This is a genomic window from Pseudomonas sp. G.S.17, from assembly GCF_038096165.1.
Lineage (GTDB): Bacteria > Pseudomonadota > Gammaproteobacteria > Pseudomonadales > Pseudomonadaceae > Aquipseudomonas.
Window position 1 is genome coordinate 1,561,799 of sequence record NZ_CP151076.1, and the last position, 17,326, is coordinate 1,579,124.

Consider the following 17,326-nt stretch of genomic DNA (forward strand, 5'->3'; position numbering starts at 1 on the left):
GATCGTGCGTAAGTTGACTCAATTGGTACTGCTTGCAACTGTTCTCGTTGCAAGCCCGGCGTTTGCCGAAATGAAAATCGCTGTCCTGAACTATCAGATGGCTTTGCTGGAATCTGATGCGGCCAAGAGATATGCCGTTGACGCAGAGAAGAAGTTCGGTCCGCAACTGACCAAACTGAAGTCTCTGGAAAGCAGCGCCAAAGGCATCCAGGATCGTCTGGTAAGTGGCGGCGACAAAATGGCCCAGCCTGAGCGCGAGCGTCTTGAGCTTGAATTCAAGCAGAAGGCTCGTGACTTCCAGTTCCAGTCCAAGGAGCTGAACGAAGCCAAAGCCGTTGCCGACCGCGAAATGCTCAAGCAACTCAAGCCGAAGCTGGATCAGGCTGTAGAAGAAGTGATCAAGAAAGGCGCATTTGACCTGGTCTTCGAGCGCGGTGCTGTGATTGACGTCAAGCCTCAGTACGACGTTACTCGCCAGGTCATCGAGCGCATGAATCAGCTGAAGTAAGTCATGACTGTATCCATCAAGCTCGGCCAATTGGCCGAGTTCCTTGGCGCGACCCTACGTGGCGCCGAGGATAAAGAGATAACCGGGCTGGCCACTTTACAAGAGGCCGGCCCTGGTCATGTCAGTTTCCTGGCAAATCCGCAATATCGTAAATTTCTCGCCGATACCCATGCGTCTGCCGTGTTGCTTAAACCTGCGGATGCCGAGTTGTTCGTCGGGGATGCGTTGCTGGTGCCAGACCCTTATCTGGCCTATGCACGAATTTCTCACCTGTTCGACCCCAAGCCCAAGGCTGCACCCGGTGTGCATCCGACGGCCATCGTCGCGGCAGATGCGTTCGTCGATGCCGCTGCCAGTGTCGGCGCGTTCGCCGTCATTGAAAGCGGTGCGCGGATTGCCGCCGGCGTGACCATCGGTGCTCACTGCTTCATCGGTGCCCGTTGTGAAATCGGTGCCGACGGCTGGCTCGCTCCTCGGGTAACGCTTTACCACGATGTACGCATCGGCGAGCGCGTGGTGATTCAGTCGGGCGCGGTGTTGGGCGGTGAAGGGTTTGGCTTCGCCAGTGACAAAGGTATCTGGCAGAAAATCGCGCAGATTGGCGGTGTGCTGGTAGGCGACGACGTGGAAATTGGCGTGAATACCGCCATCGACCGCGGCGCGCTGGCCGATACCCGCATCGGCAATGGCGTGAAGCTGGACAACCAGATCCAGATTGCCCACAACGTGCAAATTGGCGATCACACCGCGATGGCCGCCTGCGTGGGGATATCCGGTAGCACAAAGATTGGTAAACATTGCACCCTTGCCGGCGGTGTCGGGCTGGTGGGGCATATTGAAATCTGCGATGGCGTTTTCATCACCGGCATGACCATGGTGACGCACTCGATCACCGAACCAGGGGCCTATTCTTCGGGTACGGCGATGCAACCGGCCGCTGAATGGCGTAAAAGCGCAGCACGCATTCGCAAGATCGATGACATGGCGCGCAGGCTGCAAAAGCTGGAAAAGATGGTCGAGGCCGTGACCTCAGGCGTTAATGCTTCATCTGATGGCTGATACCTTTTTCATATCAAGCGTGCACAGCCGATAAATTGCCTCCTTGATTTGCAGAGGAGTGCTGCGCACCCGTCGCGCACTCCCAATCTTTACTACAGGCTTCCCCACGAAATGATGGACATCAACGAAATTCGCGAATACCTGCCTCACCGCTACCCGTTCCTGCTGGTGGACCGTGTAGTTGAGCTGGATGTTGAGAGCAAGAGCATTCGTGCCTACAAGAATGTCAGCATCAATGAACCGTTCTTCAACGGTCACTTCCCTGCGCATCCAATCATGCCGGGCGTGTTGATCATCGAAGCGATGGCCCAGGCAGCCGGTATCCTTGGTTTTAAAATGCTTGACGTGAAGCCTGCCGATGGCACGCTTTACTACTTCGTGGGCTCCGACAAGCTGCGTTTCCGCCAGCCAGTGCTGCCGGGCGACCAGCTGATTCTTGAAGCGAAGTTCATCAGTTGCAAACGTCAGATCTGGAAGTTCGAATGCCAGGCCTCGGTCGACGGCAAGCCGGTGTGCTCCGCAGAAATCATCTGTGCGGAACGTAAACTATGAGTTTGATTGACTCTCGCGCAATCATCGATCCGACAGCCATTCTGGCTGACGATGTAGAGGTCGGCCCGTGGTCGATCGTCGGAGCCGGTGTGGAAATTGGCGAGGGTACAGTGATCGGGCCGCACGTGATCCTGCGTGGCCCGACGCGGATCGGTAAACACAATCGCATCTACCAGTTTTCCTCGGTAGGCGAAGACACACCCGATCTCAAGTACAAAGGCGAAGAGACGCGCCTGGTGATCGGCGATCACAACGTGATTCGTGAAGGTGTGACGATCCATCGTGGCACTATTCAGGATCGCGCCGAAACCACGCTGGGTGATCACAATCTGATCATGGCTTACGCGCATATTGGCCATGACAGCGTCATCGGCAATAACTGCATTCTGGTCAACAACACCGCGTTGGCCGGTCATGTGCACGTTGACGATTGGGCGATCCTGTCCGGATTTACGCTGGTGCATCAGTTCTGCCACATCGGCGCCCACAGCTTCTCAGGCATGGGCACCGCAATTGGCAAGGACGTTCCTGCATTTGTCACGGTCTTCGGCAACCCCGCGGAGGCCCGCAGCATGAACTTCGAAGGCATGCGTCGTCGCGGCTTTGCCGAAGACGCCATCCACGCGCTGCGTCGAGCGTACAAAGTGGTTTATCGCCAAGGCCTGACGGTCGATCAGGCGATTGCCGAACTCGCCGAGCCTGCCGCATTGTTTCCTGAAGTGGCTGTGTTCCTCGAGTCCATTCAATCGTCGACTCGCGGCATTACTCGCTAACCATGACTGGCGTATTGCGTATCGCGCTGGTGGCTGGCGAGGCTTCCGGCGATATTCTCGGTTCCGGACTGATGCGCGCCATCAAGGCTCGTCATCCTGATGCGCAATTCATTGGGGTCGGCGGTCCGCTGATGGAAGCCGAAGGCATGGTTTCCTATTTCCCCATGGAACGCCTGTCGGTCATGGGACTGGTCGAGGTGCTGGGGCGTTTGCGCGAACTGCTCGCCAAACGCAAAGTGCTGGTACAGACCCTGATCGATGAAAAGCCTGACTTGTTCATCGGCATCGATGCGCCGGATTTCACCCTCAACATCGAACTTCAATTACGCCGTGCCGGCATCAAGACCGTGCATTACGTCAGCCCGTCGGTCTGGGCCTGGCGGCAAAAGCGGGTGCTGAAGATTCGTGAGGGTTGCGATCTGATGCTCACGTTGCTGCCTTTCGAAGCACGTTTCTATGAAGAAAAGGGCGTGCCGGTCAAGTTCGTCGGGCATCCTTTGGCCGACACCATTCCGCTTGAGGCTGATCGTGCTGCGGCCCGCGTGGAGCTCGGCTTGGGCGATGGCCCCGTTGTCGCGTTGATGCCGGGTAGCCGTGGTGGCGAAGTAGGCCGTCTGGGCACTCTGTTTCTTGATGCTGCGCAGCTGCTGCTGGCTCAACGTCCTGGGCTGCGCTTCGTACTGCCGTGTGCCAGCCCGCAGCGCCGGGCGCAAATCGAACAATTGCTGCAAGGTCGTGAGTTGCCGCTGACGCTTCTCGACGGCGGTTCGCACCTGGCGCTCGCCGCCTGCGACGCGGTGTTGATCGCGTCCGGCACCGCCACCCTCGAAGCCTTGTTGTACAAACGACCAATGGTCGTTGCCTATCGAATGGCACCGATTACCTTTTGGATACTCAAGCGTTTGGTGAAAAGCCCGTACGTCTCCCTGCCGAACCTGCTGGCCCAGCGCCTGCTGGTTCCGGAATTGCTGCAAGATGCGGCGACCGCCGAAACATTGGCGCAGACGCTGCTGCCGCTGCTTGAAGGCGGCCAGGAACAGACTTCGGGCTTTGATGAAATACACCGGACCTTGCGTCGCGATGCCTCCAATCAGGCCGCCGAAGCGGTATTGAGCCTGATCGGTCGCTCGCCTTCACTGTGAGTGCACGAACAATGCAAATGGGTCTGGATTTCAATCTGGTCGAAGAACTGGTTGCCGGCGTCGACGAGGTGGGTCGCGGCCCGCTGTGTGGCGCGGTAGTGACCGCTGCCGTGATCCTCGATCCACGTCGGCCGATTCTGGGTCTGAATGACTCGAAGAAGCTCACCGAAGCCAAGCGCGAAAAGCTCTACGACGAAATTTGCGAGAAAGCCTTGTGCTGGTATATCGCCAGGGCTGAGGTCGAGGAAATCGACGAGCTGAACATTCTGCATGCCACGATGCTGGCCATGAAGCGCGCCGTTGAAGGTCTGATCATTACGCCAAAGCTGGCACTGATTGATGGCAACCGTTGCCCGCAGCTGTCGGTGCCCAGCGCGCCGGTGATCCAGGGCGATGCCCAGGTTCCGGCGATTGCCGCGGCGTCGATTCTGGCCAAAGTCAGTCGTGATCGGGAAATGGCCGCGTTTGAACTGATATATCCGGGCTACGGCATGGGCGCGCATAAGGGTTATCCGACGCCCGTCCATCTGGAAGCCTTGGCGCGACTGGGCCCGACACCGATTCATCGGCGTTCTTTTGCGCCGGTACGTGCAGCCTATGCAGCCCGCGAGATGATGATGTTGAGCAACATGCCGTCATTATCGGTATTCCCGCTGGACTGACAGTGGGCTGATGTTTTGCCAAAGGCCCGGTACAATCCGGGCCTTCGTTTTTTGTTCTAGCGCTATAGGATCACCATGCCGGCTTCTTTCGTTCATCTACGCCTGCACACCGAATATTCGCTGGTCGACGGCCTGGTCCGGGTCAAGCCACTGGTCAAGACCCTGGCTGCCATGAACATGCCCGCCGTGGCGGTGACCGATCAGAACAACATGTGTTCGTTGGTCAAATTCTATAAAGCCTCCATGGGCGCGGGGATCAAGCCTATTTGCGGCGCGGACCTGTGGCTGTCGAACAAGGACGAAGACGCAGCGCTGAGCCGTATCAGCCTGCTGGCGATGAACGCCAAGGGTTATCGCAACCTGACCGAACTGATTTCCCGGGGATTCATCGAAGGCCAGCGTAACGGCCAGGTGATCATCGAGCGTGAATGGGTTGCCCAGGCCAGCGAAGGCTTGATTGCGCTGTCCGCCGCCAAAGAAGGCGAGATCGGCATGGCCTTGCTCGGCAACAATCCCGACGAAGCGGACAAATTGCTCAGCGAATGGATGGCGGTTTTTCCTGACCGTTACTATGTCGAGGTGCAGCGCACCAACCGTCCCAACGACGAAGAGCATTTGCACGCTGCCGTGGCCCTGGCCGATCGGCATGGCGCGCCATTGGTTGCGACCAACGATGTGCGCTTCATCAAGCAGGAAGATTTCGAGGCCCACGAAACCCGTGTGTGCATCGGCGAAGGTCGCGCTCTGGACGACCCGCGCCGCTCGCACAATTACAGCGACCAGCAGTACCTGAAAAGCGCCGAGGAAATGGCCGAGCTGTTCAGTGACTTGCCCGAGGCGCTGGAAAACACGGTTGAAATCGCCAAGCGCTGCAACATTGAGGTCAAGCTGGGCACGCACTTTCTGCCCAACTTCCCGATCCCCGATGGCATGACCATCGATGAATATTTCCGCAAAGTGTCGTTCGACGGTCTGGAAGATCGCCTCTCGGTGTTGCTGCCGAAGGACACTACCGAAGACTACGACGCCAAGCGCCAGGTGTATGTCGATCGGCTGAATTTCGAGCTGGATATCATCATCCAGATGGGTTTCCCCGGTTACTTCCTGATCGTGATGGACTTCATCCAGTGGGCCAAGAGCAACGGCGTTCCGGTTGGCCCCGGCCGTGGATCGGGTGCTGGTTCGCTGGTGGCCTACGTCCAGAAGATTACCGACCTCGATCCGCTGGAATATGACCTGCTGTTCGAACGCTTCCTGAACCCGGAACGGGTCTCCATGCCCGACTTCGACGTCGACTTCTGCATGGATGGCCGCGACCGCGTGATTGATTACGTGGCCGAGAAATACGGGCGCAATGCGGTAAGTCAGATCATCACCTTCGGTTCCATGGCCGCCAAGGCTGTGGTCCGCGACGTGGCGCGGGTGCAGGGCAAGTCTTACGGCCTGGCGGATCGCCTGTCGAAGATGATCCCGTTCGAAGTCGGCATGACCCTGGAAAAAGCCTACGAGCAGGAAGAAATCCTCCGTGACTTCCTCAAGGTCGATGAAGAGGCGGCTGAAATCTGGGAGATGGCGCGCAAGCTCGAAGGCATTGTGCGTAACGTCGGCAAGCACGCCGGGGGCGTGGTTATCGCGCCGACCAAACTGACTGACTTCTCGCCGATCTATTGCGATGAAGTGGGCGACGGTCTGGTTACCCAGTTCGACAAGGACGACGTCGAGGCTGCCGGGCTGGTGAAGTTCGACTTCCTCGGGCTGCGGACCCTGACCATCATCGACTGGGCGCTGAAGACGATCAACCGCGACCGCGCCAAGGTCGATGAGCCGCCGCTGGATATCGCTTTCATCCCGCTGGATGACGCGCCGACCTACCAGCTGCTGCAAAAGGCTGAAACCACGGCAGTGTTCCAGCTTGAATCCCGAGGCATGAAGGAGCTGATCAAAAAGCTCAAGCCCGACTGCCTGGAAGACTTGATCGCATTGGTGGCCCTGTTCCGTCCGGGCCCGCTGCAATCAGGCATGGTTGACGACTTCATCAACCGTAAGCACGGTCGCGCCGAGCTTTCGTACCCGCACGTCGATTACCAGTACGAGGGCCTCAAGCCGGTACTCGCGCCGACCTACGGCATCATCCTGTATCAGGAACAGGTGATGCAGATTGCCCAGGTCATGGCCGGTTACACCCTCGGTGGTGCGGACATGCTGCGCCGGGCCATGGGCAAGAAAAAGCCCGAAGAAATGGCCAAGCAGCGCGGCGGTTTTATTGATGGCTGCACCAACAACAATATCGACCCGGACCTGGCCGGTAACATTTTCGACCTGGTGGAAAAATTCGCCGGTTACGGCTTCAACAAGTCTCACTCGGCCGCCTATGGCCTGGTGTCGTACCAGACTGCCTGGCTGAAGACTCACTACCCGGCGCCGTTCATGGCGGCGGTGCTTTCTGCGGATATGCACAACACCGACAAGGTCGTGACCTTGATCGAGGAAGTGCGGACCATGAAGCTGCGCCTCGATGCGCCGGACGTGAACACCTCGGAGTTCAAGTTCACGGTCAGCGACGATGGCCGGATTCTGTATGGCCTTGGCGCGATCAAAGGCGTTGGCGAGAGCCCGGTTGAAGCCATCACCGAAGCGCGTCAGGAAGGTCCTTTCACCGACCTGTTCGATTTCTGCGCCCGCGTCGATCTCAAACGCGTCAACAAACGCACGCTGGACGGCTTGATCCGCAGCGGCGCGCTGGATCGCCTGGGGCCGTATTTCGAAAGCGAACCCAAAGCCTATCAAGCCAATATCGACCGCAATCGCGCGGTATTACTCGCGGCTCTGGCCGAAGCCATTCAGGCCGCCGAGCAAACCGCACGCAGCCATGACAGCGGTCACGCGGACCTGTTCGGCGGTTTGTTCGTCGAAGAAGACACCGACGTCTATGCTAACCACCGCAAGACCAAGGAAGGCACGCTCAAGGATCGACTGCGCGGCGAAAAAGAAACGTTGGGGTTGTACCTGACCGGTCACCCTATCGACGAATACGAAGGCGAAATTCGCCGTTTTGCCCGGCAACGGATCATCGATCTCAAGCCGGCGCGGGATACTCAAACCGTCGCGGGCCTGATCATCGCGTTGCGGGTCATGAAGAACAAAAAGGGCGACAAGATGGGTTTCATTACCCTGGACGACCGTTCCGGGCGTATCGAAGCCTCGTTGTTTGCCGAAGCGTTTCACTCGGCGCAATCGCTGTTGCAGACCGACGCAATGGTGGTGGTCGAAGGCGAAGTCAGTAATGACGACTTCTCCGGCGGTTTGCGTCTGCGCGCCAAGCGCGTCATGAGTATCGAAGATGCGCGCACCAACCTTGCCGAAAGCCTGCGCCTGACCGTGCATGCCGAGGCGCTGAAGGGCGACCGGCTGCGCTGGCTTGGCGATTTGTGCAAAAAGCATCGTGGCGCATGCCCAATCACCCTGGATTACACCGGCCTGGATGCCAAGGCGTTGTTGCAGTTTGGCGAAGCGTGGCGAATCGATCCCGCAGACAGCTTGATTCAAGCGCTGCGTGACCAGTTCGGACGTGAGAACGTCTTCCTGCAGTATCGCTGAACTCAGCCCTGAATTTTTAATCTCGACCTGAATGCGCCAGTTCCCGTAAGGTATGGCGCTCACGGATCAACCGGCCGGCCTCTTGGCCGTCGACCCAAGACGGATGCCTATGAACCCGAATTTTCTTGATTTCGAACAGCCGATCGCTGACCTGCAAGCCAAGATCGAAGAATTGCGCTTGGTGGGTAATGACAACTCGCTGAATATCGGCGACGAAATCTCGCGTCTGCAGGAAAAGAGCAACACGCTGACCGAAAGCATTTTCGGCAATCTGACCAGCTGGCAGATCGCACGTATGGCGCGTCATCCGCGTCGTCCGTACACCCTGGACTACATTCAGCACATTTTCACCGAGTTCGATGAACTGCACGGCGACCGTCACTTTTCCGACGACGCCGCGATTGTCGGTGGCGTCGCGCGTCTGGAAGGTCAACCAGTGATGGTCATCGGCCACCAGAAGGGTCGTGAAGTCCGCGAAAAGGTTCGCCGCAACTTCGGCATGCCGCGTCCAGAAGGCTATCGCAAAGCCTGCCGCCTGATGGAAATGGCCGAACGCTTCAAGATGCCGATCCTGACCTTCATCGACACGCCGGGTGCTTACCCTGGCATCGACGCTGAAGAGCGCAACCAGAGCGAAGCGATTGCCTGGAATTTGCGAGTCATGGCGCGTCTGAAAACCCCGATCATCGCCACCGTTATTGGCGAAGGCGGTTCCGGCGGCGCATTGGCCATTGGCGTCTGCGACCAGCTGAACATGCTGCAGTATTCGACCTACGCGGTCATTTCCCCGGAAGGTTGCGCATCGATCCTGTGGAAAACCGCTGACAAGGCGCCGGACGCTGCCGAAGCCATGGGCATCACCGCTGATCGCCTCAAGGGCCTGGGCATCGTTGATAAAGTCATCGGTGAACCGCTGGGTGGCGCCCATCGCGATCCTGCCGGTGCTGCCGAGTCGATTCGTCAGGAACTGAGCGATCAGTTGCAGATGCTCAAGAAGTTCGACAACGACGCGCTGCTGGCCCGCCGTTATGAGCGTTTGATGAGTTACGGTCTGTAATCTGGATGCCCCGTGGGAGCTGATTCGTTCGCGAGCCTTCGCGGATAAATCCGCTCCTGCAGGGACGCGCGGTGTCTCTGTTCGCGGTGTCTCTGTAGGAGCGAATTTATTCGCGAGAAGCTATTTCAGGCACCATAGAAGTAGCGTCTTAATCGGCCTCTTCCCGGATGAATACCGTCCCACAGTTGAAATTTGTTGCAATGACCACACACAAACACCCCCACGATCTCCCCGCCAGGCTTGCCCAAGCCCTGGCCCCTTGGCGCCACGCGCCCGTCTGGCACGTCGGTTTCTCCGGCGGCCTGGATTCCACGGTTCTGCTGCATGCGCTGGCTGATCTTGCCCGCCGCGAAACGCTGCCGCCCATCAACGCCATTCATGTTCATCACGGCCTTCAGGCTGCAGCCGATGCCTGGCCTGCACATTGCCAGCAGGTGTGCGATGCGCTGGGCGTGTCGTTGCAGGTGATGGCCGTGCAGGTCAAGGCCGAAGCCAGCCTGGAGCAGGCAGCGCGGGACGCCCGATATGCGGCATTCACTGCGACGTTGAAACCCGATGAGGTGCTGCTGACGGCGCAACATCAGGACGATCAGGCCGAAACCCTGCTGTTCCGCTTGCTGCGGGGCGCGGGATTGCGCGGGCTGGCGGCAATGCCTGTCAGCCGTGCGCTGGGCGAGGGCAGCCTGTTGCGGCCACTGCTGGGAATCTCGCGTGCTGATCTTGAAGCGTATGGCCGAGAGCATCAGTTGGCCTGGATCGAAGACCCCAGCAATAACGACGTGCAATTCTCCCGCAACTACCTGCGCAATCAGGTCATGCCTGCGCTGACTTCACGCTGGCCGCAAGCGGCGGCAAATCTGGCCCGCACCGCCGCGCATCTGGATGAGGCGCAGCAGTTGCTGAACGAACTGGCGGAACAGGATCTTATTGCCGCGCGTTCCGACAGCCTGTTGCCGTGGGTGGCCATCCCGTCGCTGGCGTTGGCACCGTTGGTCGATTTGTCGGCGGCGCGACAACGTAATGCGCTGCGCCATTGGCTCGCGCCCTTGACGCGTTTGCCGGACAGCGACCATTGGCGCGGTTGGGAAGATTTGCGCGATGCAGGGCAGGATGCGCGGCCGGTCTGGCGTCTGGCCGACGGCGAATTGCATCGCGCCGAAGGCCGTATCTGGTGGCTTAGCGGCGATTTCCTGCAACCGCTCAAGGCGGTTTCAGCGTGGGGTAATCTTGCCCGGCCGTTGCGCCTTCCCGGCAATGGCCAGTTGTGCATTGAAGGAAATATTCCGGCGGGATCGTTCGAGGTTCGTTATCGCCAGGGCGGGGAAATCCTGCATTTGCCGGGTCGCGGTCATCGGGATCTCAAGCGTTTGCTCAATGAGCGCGGCATTCCGCTGTTTGTCCGCGGCCGATTGCCGCTGCTGTACCGCAACGGGCAGTTGCTGGCCGTCGCCAACCTGCCGGAACTCAACGCCGATGCCCATGGCGACTGGCGTTTGCAATGGCAGGCGCCGACGAATGACCAAAGTTTGAGCTGAAAGGCCATTTCCGGTAGACTACGCTCCCTTCTTGATACAGCTTCTGTGGATTGTTTTTTAATCGACGGTAGCTGCCGGTTACCAACCCGTTTTTGCTGGGTAATTCTTAAATGTGGCGCGCAATCGACAGGCTTCAGGCCGGTCCGTTTCAACGCAGCAGTTCGGGAGTACACCGTGAATTTTGTCGGTAATCGGGGGCTTCGGCCTTCCTTCGCTTTCCCCGGCGGCTCTGACCGCTTTAACGCAGACTTCTAGGGTTTTTCATGACGCGCTACATCTTCGTCACGGGCGGTGTTGTTTCTTCATTGGGGAAAGGCATTGCCTCGGCTTCATTGGCGGCCATCCTGGAGGCGCGGGGACTTAAGGTCACCATGCTCAAGCTTGACCCCTATATCAACGTGGACCCGGGCACCATGAGCCCATTCCAGCACGGGGAAGTGTTCGTCACCCACGACGGCGCCGAAACCGACCTGGACCTGGGCCACTATGAGCGGTTCATCCGCACCACCATGACCCAGAACAACAACTTCACCACTGGCCGTGTGTACGAACACGTCCTGCGCAAAGAGCGCCGTGGTGATTATCTGGGCGCGACCATTCAGGTCATTCCGCACATCACCGACGAAATCAAACGCCGGATCATCAAGGGCGCTGGCGATGCCGACGTCGCGATGGTCGAGATTGGCGGGACCGTGGGTGACATCGAGTCGCAACCGTTTCTGGAAGCCATTCGTCAATTGCGTTTCGAAGTCGGCGCCAAGCGCGCGATGCTGATGCACTTGACGTTGGTGCCGTACATCGCCACTGCCGGCGAAACCAAAACCAAGCCAACCCAGCACTCGGTGAAGGAGCTGCGTTCCATCGGCTTGCAGCCCGACGTGCTGGTCTGCCGTTCCGATCACCCGATCGACATTTCCTCGCGGCGCAAGATTGCCCAGTTCACCAACGTTGAAGAACGTGCGGTGATCGCCCTGGAAGACGCCGACACCATCTACAAGATCCCCGGCATCCTGCATTCCCAGGGCCTGGATGATTTTGTCGTCGAGCGTTTCGGTCTGCAGTGCGGCGGCGCCGATCTGTCCGAGTGGGAAAAAGTGGTCGACGCCAAGCTCAACCCTGAGCATGAAGTCACCATCGCCATGGTCGGCAAGTACATGGAACTGCTCGACGCCTACAAGTCGCTGATCGAAGCGATGAGTCACGCCGGCATCTCCAATCGCACCAAGGTCAATCTGCGCTACATCGACTCCGAAGACATCGAGAACCAGGGCACCGCTCTGCTCGAAGGTGTCGACGCGATTCTGGTGCCGGGTGGTTTTGGCCTGCGTGGCGTGGAAGGCAAGATCACCGCTGTGCAGTTCGCCCGTGAAAACAAGGTGCCGTACCTGGGCATCTGCCTGGGCATGCAAGTGGCGGTCATCGAGTTCGCACGTAACGTGCTGGGCTGGAAAGACGCCAACTCCACTGAATTCGACCGCAACAGCGCGCACTCCGTGGTGGGTTTGATCACCGAATGGGAAGACGCGACCGGTGCCGTCGAAACGCGTACCGAGACCTCCGATCTGGGCGGCACCATGCGTCTGGGTGCGCAGGATTGCCAGCTTGAGCCAGGTTCTCTGGTTCATGACTGCTATGCCAAGGATGTCATCGTCGAGCGTCATCGTCATCGCTACGAAGTGAACAACAAGCTGCTGCCACAACTGATGGAAGCGGGCCTGAAGGTTTCGGGTCGTTCCGGTGATGGCGCATTGGTAGAAGTGGTTGAAGCGCCGGATCATCCGTGGTTCGTGGCGTGCCAGTTCCACCCTGAGTTCACCTCGACGCCTCGCGACGGTCATCCGCTGTTCACTGGCTTCGTCAAGGCGGCGCTGGTTCAACATCAGAAAAACGCTTGATTCGGGAAACCCAGAACATGGCTCAGAAAACAATCCGTGCAGGTTCGATAGAGATCGCCAACGACAAGCCAATGGTCTTGTTCGGTGGCATGAACGTGCTCGAATCCCGGGACATGGCCATGCAGGTCTGCGAAGAATACGTGCGGGTGACCGAGAAACTCGGCATCCCTTACGTGTTCAAGGCCAGCTTCGACAAGGCCAACCGTTCGTCCATGCACTCTTACCGTGGCCCCGGCCTGGAAGAGGGCATGCGGATTTTTGAAGAGATCAAGAAGACCTTCAATGTCCCGCTGATCACTGACGTTCACGAGCCTGAGCAGGCTGCAATCGTGGCTGAAGTCTGCGACATCATCCAGCTGCCGGCATTTCTCTCGCGGCAGACGGATCTGGTCGTGGCCATGGCCCGCACCGGCGCGGTCATCAACATCAAGAAAGCCCAGTTCCTCGCGCCTCAGGAAATGAAACACATCCTGAACAAGTGCGAAGAAGCCGGTAATGATCAGTTGATCCTCTGCGAGCGTGGCTCCAGTTTCGGCTACAACAACCTCGTGGTGGACATGCTCGGCTTCGGCATCATGAAGCAGTTCGACTACCCGGTTTTCTTCGACGTGACCCATTCCCTGCAAATGCCGGGCGGTCGCGCCGACTCCGCGGGTGGTCGTCGTGCCCAGGTATTGGAACTGGCCAAGGCCGGCATCAGTCAAAGCCTCGCCGGGCTGTTTCTCGAAGCGCATCCGGACCCGGATAACGCCAAATGCGATGGCCCTTGTGCCTTGCGTCTGGACAAGCTGGAGCCGTTCCTGGCCCAGCTCAAGGCTCTGGATGAACTGGTGAAGAGCTTTCCAGTCGTAGAAACCGCGTAAATCCCGCTTCTCCGGGCACACACCCTCCGGTAAAGTGCCGCTTGATCGTTTTCCCCGATGGTTTCATCGGGGTTATCGCCCTGAGGTCTGCCCTGCAATCAAAGCCTCAGCGCGCTGAATGTTTTCCAGCTGCGTCGTTCTCGTCCAATCTTGGAGTGTTTACAACAATGGCAAAAATCGTCGACATCAAAGGTCGTGAAGTTCTCGACTCCCGTGGCAATCCCACCGTGGAAGCAGATGTGCTCCTCGACAACGGCATCATCGGTAGCGCTTGCGCACCGTCCGGTGCTTCAACCGGCTCGCGCGAGGCGCTTGAGCTGCGTGATGGCGACAAAAGCCGTTACCTGGGCAAAGGCGTACTCAAGGCCGTAGCCAACATCAATGGCCCGATCCGTGACCTGTTGCTGGGCAAGGATCCTGTTGATCAGCAAGCCCTGGACCGCGCCATGATTGCTCTGGACGGTACTGAAAACAAAGCCAGCCTGGGCGCCAACGCGATCCTCGCTGTTTCCCTGGCCGCTGCCAAAGCTGCCGCCCAGGATCAGGATCTGCCGCTGTACGCGCACATCGCCAACCTCAACGGCACGCCGGGTGTTTACTCGATGCCGGTGCCAATGATGAACATCATCAACGGTGGCGAGCACGCTGATAACAACATCGATATCCAGGAATTCATGATTCAGCCGGTCGGCGCCAAGACCTTCGCTGAAGGCCTGCGCTGGGGTACCGAGATTTTCCATCACCTCAAGGCCGTACTCAAAGCCCGTGGCTTGAACACTGCCGTCGGTGATGAAGGTGGTTTCGCCCCTGACCTGGCTTCCAACGAAGACGCCTTGAGCGCTATCGCCGAAGCCGTCGCCAATGCCGGTTACACCCTGGGCACCGACGTGACACTGGCGCTGGACTGCGCGGCGAGCGAGTTCTACGAGAACGGCAAATACACCCTGGGCGAAGAGGGCGTTTACGATTCCGCCGCTTTCGCTGATTACCTGGCGGATCTGGTCAGCAAGCACCCGATCATCTCCATCGAAGATGGTCTGGACGAGTCCGATTGGGCTGGCTGGAAAATCCTGACCGACAAGATCGGCGAAAAAGTGCAGTTGGTGGGCGACGACCTGTTCGTGACCAACACCAAGATCCTCAAGGAAGGCATCGATAAAAAGATCGCCAACTCGATCCTGATCAAGTTCAACCAGATCGGCACCCTGACCGAAACCCTGGAAGCCATCCAGATGGCCCAGGCTGCCGGTTACACCGCGGTCATCTCGCACCGCTCCGGCGAAACCGAAGACTCCACCATTGCCGACCTGGCCGTGGGCACGTCTGCGGGCCAGATCAAGACCGGTTCGCTGAGCCGTTCCGACCGTATTGCCAAGTACAACCAACTGCTGCGTATCGAAGAGCAATTGGGTGCGAAGGCCCCGTATCGTGGTCGCGCCGAGTTTCGCGGCTGACTTTGAGATGGTAAAAAGACAGCCGGTGTTGTAAGAACATTCCGCTTTGCCGGATGATCGAGCAGCACCGATGCGGACATCCCTGGCTTTTGTAGGGATGATTGAGCCTGGCGATGCCAGGCTCAATGCCCTCAGTCGCTTATTTCCGTTGTTGGCTCTGCTGTCTTTTTTTACTGGGTCCTGATATTCAATGCGCAGTCCTAACTGGTTGTTCCTTGTCTTGCTCCTGATGCTTGCGGGCCTGCAATATCGCCTGTGGGTTGGTAATGGGAGCCTGGCGCAGGTGGCCAGCCTCACTCAACAAATCGCCGATCAGCATGCTGAAAACGAAGGCTTGCTGGAGCGCAATCGCGTGATGGATGCCGAAGTGCTGGAGCTGAAAAAAGGTATGGAGACTGTCGAAGAGCGTGCCCGTCACGAACTCGGTATGGTCAAGGACGGCGAAACGCTTTATCAGTTGGCACAATGAATGACTCCCTTCCTGCCTTCTGGGCAGTAATTCCTGCTGCGGGCGTTGGTGCTCGTATGGCAGCGGACCGTCCCAAGCAATACCTGCAACTGGGCGGCCTCACAATTCTTGAACACAGCCTGCTTTGTTTTCTCGATCACCCCCGACTCAAGGGTCTGGTGATCAGCCTGGCTGTGGATGATCCTTACTGGCCGACATTGCCCTGTGCGCTGGACTCGCGAATCGAGCGGGTCGACGGCGGCACTGAGCGCGCCGACTCAGTACTCAACGCCTTGCTGCATCTGCATGCCCATGGCGCAGGTGATGACGATTGGGTGTTGGTCCACGATGCGGCACGGCCAAACCTGGCGCGTTCGGATCTGGATAACCTGCTGCGCGAACTGGCTGATGATCCGGTCGGCGGTCTGTTGGCAGTGCCCGCGCGCGACACCCTCAAACGCGCCGACAGCCATGGCCGCGTGACTGAAACCGTGGACCGCAGTTTTATCTGGCAAGCCTATACGCCGCAGATGTTCCGCCTTGGCGCACTGCACCGGGCATTGGCCGACGGCCTGGTCTCGAACGTGAGCATCACCGACGAAGCTTCGGCCATCGAATGGTCCGGGCAGTCGCCAAGACTCATCGAAGGCCGCGCCGACAACATCAAGGTCACTCGCCCCGAGGATCTGGAGTGGCTGCGCCAGCGGCGCGGGCGGTAACACCTTATCCGTAACTGGCTTTAGCCGGGAGGCCGCTCTCCCGGCTAAAGCCAGTCCTACGATTGATCCCGCTGCTACTCCCGATACTCATCCCGCAGCGCCAATCCCTCCTTGAGGAAATCCACCAGCTTGCGCACTTTCGGCGACAGGTGGCGTTGCTGCGGGTACAGCGCCCAGACGGCGGTATTGGGCGGTTGATGGGTTTCGAGCAGGGAAATCAGCGCACCGCTGTGCAAATGCTCCAGCACGTAATAATCCGGCAGCTGGCACAAGCCGACGCCATGCAGCGCAGCGTCCAACACCGCCTGGCCACTGTTGCAGCGCCAGTTGCCCTGCACCCGTTGCGAAAACTCCCGTCCATTTTGTTGCAGCAGCCACGTGTCGCTGCTGCCGATCAGGCAATTATGCCGACTCAGTTCCGACAAACTATGCGGACGACCATAACGTTCGAGGTAGGACGGCGACGCGCACAGGTACATGCGGCGCGGCGCCAGGCGTGTGGCCACCAAGCGGGAATCCTGCAGCCGCCCCAGCCGAATAGCCAGGTCCAGGCCTTCATGAACCATGTCCAGGGTGCGATTGCTCAGTTCGATATCGACCCGCAGTTGCGGATACAGATCGATGAAACGCGTCACCAGCGGCGTGATGAAGCGCTCGCCATAAGCCACCGCGCAGGTCATGTGCAACAAGCCCTTGGGTTCGCTGGTGAGATCGCCGACCGCGCGCAACGCCTCTTCGCGGCCATCCTGCAGACGCTGACAGTGATGCAAAAATGTCGTTCCGGCTTCGGTCAGCGCAACCCGCCGGGTGCTGCGATACAGCAAACGGGTTTGCAGACGTTCTTCCAGGCGGGCGATCTGGCGGCTGATATGCGATGAGGAGACCCCAAGGCGCTCCGCAGCCGCAGTGAACTGCCCGCATTCAGCCACCGCAACAAACTCATCCAGACCTTCCCAGCTGTTGGCGTACATCGATTATCCCTGTACAGCAATAATGTTTTGCTTTCGGCTGGATTATTAACCAATCGGCACTGCTTTACACTCAACGGCTTGTTTTTACCTC

Annotated in this window: 15 protein-coding genes; 14 read left to right on the plus strand and 1 reads right to left on the minus strand. The window is 58.7% G+C overall.

The window, feature by feature from the left end; translation table 11 throughout:
- The first annotated feature begins 4 nt into the window (after nucleotides 1-4).
- From AABC73_RS07160 to ispD, 14 genes are all read left to right on the plus strand, one after another.
- Nucleotides 5-508 carry an OmpH family outer membrane protein gene (locus AABC73_RS07160; RefSeq protein WP_341523019.1) on the plus strand — a complete coding sequence of 168 codons (504 nt, stop codon included), beginning with the start codon at nucleotides 5-7 and terminating at the stop codon, nucleotides 506-508.
- A 3-nt stretch (nucleotides 509-511) separates the two neighbouring features.
- Nucleotides 512-1,567: a UDP-3-O-(3-hydroxymyristoyl)glucosamine N-acyltransferase gene (gene lpxD / locus AABC73_RS07165; protein ID WP_341523020.1), complete on the plus strand. Its 1,056-nt coding sequence runs from the start codon at nucleotides 512-514 to the stop codon at nucleotides 1,565-1,567.
- A 111-nt stretch (nucleotides 1,568-1,678) separates the two neighbouring features.
- Nucleotides 1,679-2,119 carry a 3-hydroxyacyl-ACP dehydratase FabZ gene (gene fabZ / locus AABC73_RS07170; protein WP_020289472.1) on the plus strand — a complete coding sequence of 147 codons (441 nt, stop codon included), beginning with the start codon at nucleotides 1,679-1,681 and terminating at the stop codon, nucleotides 2,117-2,119.
- Nucleotides 2,116-2,892 (plus strand): acyl-ACP--UDP-N-acetylglucosamine O-acyltransferase, encoded by a 777-nt coding sequence (gene lpxA / locus AABC73_RS07175; protein WP_331152162.1) that lies wholly within the window; start codon nucleotides 2,116-2,118, stop codon nucleotides 2,890-2,892. The genes fabZ and lpxA overlap by 4 nt, the downstream gene beginning before the upstream one ends.
- 2 nt (nucleotides 2,893-2,894) lie before the next feature.
- Nucleotides 2,895-4,034: a lipid-A-disaccharide synthase gene (gene lpxB, locus AABC73_RS07180; RefSeq protein WP_341523021.1), complete on the plus strand. Its 1,140-nt coding sequence runs from the start codon at nucleotides 2,895-2,897 to the stop codon at nucleotides 4,032-4,034.
- An 11-nt stretch (nucleotides 4,035-4,045) separates the two neighbouring features.
- The gene (gene rnhB, locus AABC73_RS07185; protein ID WP_341524186.1) at nucleotides 4,046-4,696 is read left to right on the plus strand and encodes a ribonuclease HII; all 651 of its coding nucleotides are present in this window, start codon (nucleotides 4,046-4,048) and stop codon (nucleotides 4,694-4,696) included.
- A gap of 75 nt (nucleotides 4,697-4,771) precedes the next feature.
- On the plus strand, nucleotides 4,772-8,293 hold the full coding sequence (gene dnaE / locus AABC73_RS07190) for a DNA polymerase III subunit alpha (protein ID WP_341523022.1): 3,522 nt from the start codon (nucleotides 4,772-4,774) through the stop codon (nucleotides 8,291-8,293).
- A 109-nt stretch (nucleotides 8,294-8,402) separates the two neighbouring features.
- Nucleotides 8,403-9,350, plus strand: coding sequence for an acetyl-CoA carboxylase carboxyltransferase subunit alpha (locus AABC73_RS07195; protein ID WP_020289467.1), 948 nt, complete (start codon nucleotides 8,403-8,405; stop codon nucleotides 9,348-9,350).
- 200 nt (nucleotides 9,351-9,550) lie between these two features.
- Nucleotides 9,551-10,885: a tRNA lysidine(34) synthetase TilS gene (gene tilS / locus AABC73_RS07200; protein WP_341523023.1), complete on the plus strand. Its 1,335-nt coding sequence runs from the start codon at nucleotides 9,551-9,553 to the stop codon at nucleotides 10,883-10,885.
- Nucleotides 10,886-11,148: 263 nt separating this feature from the next.
- Nucleotides 11,149-12,780 (plus strand): CTP synthase, encoded by a 1,632-nt coding sequence (locus tag AABC73_RS07205; protein WP_020289465.1) that lies wholly within the window; start codon nucleotides 11,149-11,151, stop codon nucleotides 12,778-12,780.
- A 17-nt stretch (nucleotides 12,781-12,797) separates the two neighbouring features.
- Complete coding sequence (gene kdsA / locus AABC73_RS07210; RefSeq protein WP_341523024.1) at nucleotides 12,798-13,643, plus strand: 3-deoxy-8-phosphooctulonate synthase; 846 nt, start codon at nucleotides 12,798-12,800, stop codon at nucleotides 13,641-13,643.
- Between the two features lie 167 nt (nucleotides 13,644-13,810).
- On the plus strand, nucleotides 13,811-15,097 hold the full coding sequence (gene eno / locus AABC73_RS07215) for a phosphopyruvate hydratase (RefSeq protein WP_065834819.1): 1,287 nt from the start codon (nucleotides 13,811-13,813) through the stop codon (nucleotides 15,095-15,097).
- A 190-nt stretch (nucleotides 15,098-15,287) separates the two neighbouring features.
- Nucleotides 15,288-15,566: a cell division protein FtsB gene (gene ftsB / locus AABC73_RS07220; RefSeq protein WP_341523025.1), complete on the plus strand. Its 279-nt coding sequence runs from the start codon at nucleotides 15,288-15,290 to the stop codon at nucleotides 15,564-15,566.
- Nucleotides 15,563-16,264, plus strand: coding sequence for a 2-C-methyl-D-erythritol 4-phosphate cytidylyltransferase (ispD, locus tag AABC73_RS07225; RefSeq protein WP_341523026.1), 702 nt, complete (start codon nucleotides 15,563-15,565; stop codon nucleotides 16,262-16,264). Before ftsB ends, ispD begins: the two co-directional genes overlap by 4 nt.
- Before the next feature lie 74 nt (nucleotides 16,265-16,338).
- Here the strand turns inward: ispD and AABC73_RS07230 are convergent, their stop codons facing one another.
- On the minus strand, nucleotides 16,339-17,235 hold the full coding sequence (locus tag AABC73_RS07230) for a LysR substrate-binding domain-containing protein (protein ID WP_341523027.1): 897 nt from the start codon (nucleotides 17,233-17,235) through the stop codon (nucleotides 16,339-16,341).
- Between the last annotated feature and the right edge of the window lie 91 nt (nucleotides 17,236-17,326).

What these genes read in the sequence shown, in the direction of transcription:
- ispD (WP_341523026.1), top strand. Translation starts at nt 15,563, where the DNA reads ATGAATGACTCCCTTCCTGCCTTCTGGGCAGTAATTCCTGCTGCGGGC.
- ftsB (WP_341523025.1), top strand. Translation starts at nt 15,288, where the DNA reads ATGCGCAGTCCTAACTGGTTGTTCCTTGTCTTGCTCCTGATGCTTGCG.
- AABC73_RS07230 (WP_341523027.1), bottom strand. Translation starts at nt 17,235, where the DNA reads ATGTACGCCAACAGCTGGGAAGGTCTGGATGAGTTTGTTGCGGTGGCT.
- rnhB (WP_341524186.1), top strand. Translation starts at nt 4,046, where the DNA reads ATGCAAATGGGTCTGGATTTCAATCTGGTCGAAGAACTGGTTGCCGGC.
- lpxD (WP_341523020.1), top strand. Translation starts at nt 512, where the DNA reads ATGACTGTATCCATCAAGCTCGGCCAATTGGCCGAGTTCCTTGGCGCG.
- lpxB (WP_341523021.1), top strand. Translation starts at nt 2,895, where the DNA reads ATGACTGGCGTATTGCGTATCGCGCTGGTGGCTGGCGAGGCTTCCGGC.
- AABC73_RS07195 (WP_020289467.1), top strand. Translation starts at nt 8,403, where the DNA reads ATGAACCCGAATTTTCTTGATTTCGAACAGCCGATCGCTGACCTGCAA.
- AABC73_RS07205 (WP_020289465.1), top strand. Translation starts at nt 11,149, where the DNA reads ATGACGCGCTACATCTTCGTCACGGGCGGTGTTGTTTCTTCATTGGGG.
- eno (WP_065834819.1), top strand. Translation starts at nt 13,811, where the DNA reads ATGGCAAAAATCGTCGACATCAAAGGTCGTGAAGTTCTCGACTCCCGT.
- dnaE (WP_341523022.1), top strand. Translation starts at nt 4,772, where the DNA reads ATGCCGGCTTCTTTCGTTCATCTACGCCTGCACACCGAATATTCGCTG.
- tilS (WP_341523023.1), top strand. Translation starts at nt 9,551, where the DNA reads ATGACCACACACAAACACCCCCACGATCTCCCCGCCAGGCTTGCCCAA.
- kdsA (WP_341523024.1), top strand. Translation starts at nt 12,798, where the DNA reads ATGGCTCAGAAAACAATCCGTGCAGGTTCGATAGAGATCGCCAACGAC.
- lpxA (WP_331152162.1), top strand. Translation starts at nt 2,116, where the DNA reads ATGAGTTTGATTGACTCTCGCGCAATCATCGATCCGACAGCCATTCTG.
- fabZ (WP_020289472.1), top strand. Translation starts at nt 1,679, where the DNA reads ATGATGGACATCAACGAAATTCGCGAATACCTGCCTCACCGCTACCCG.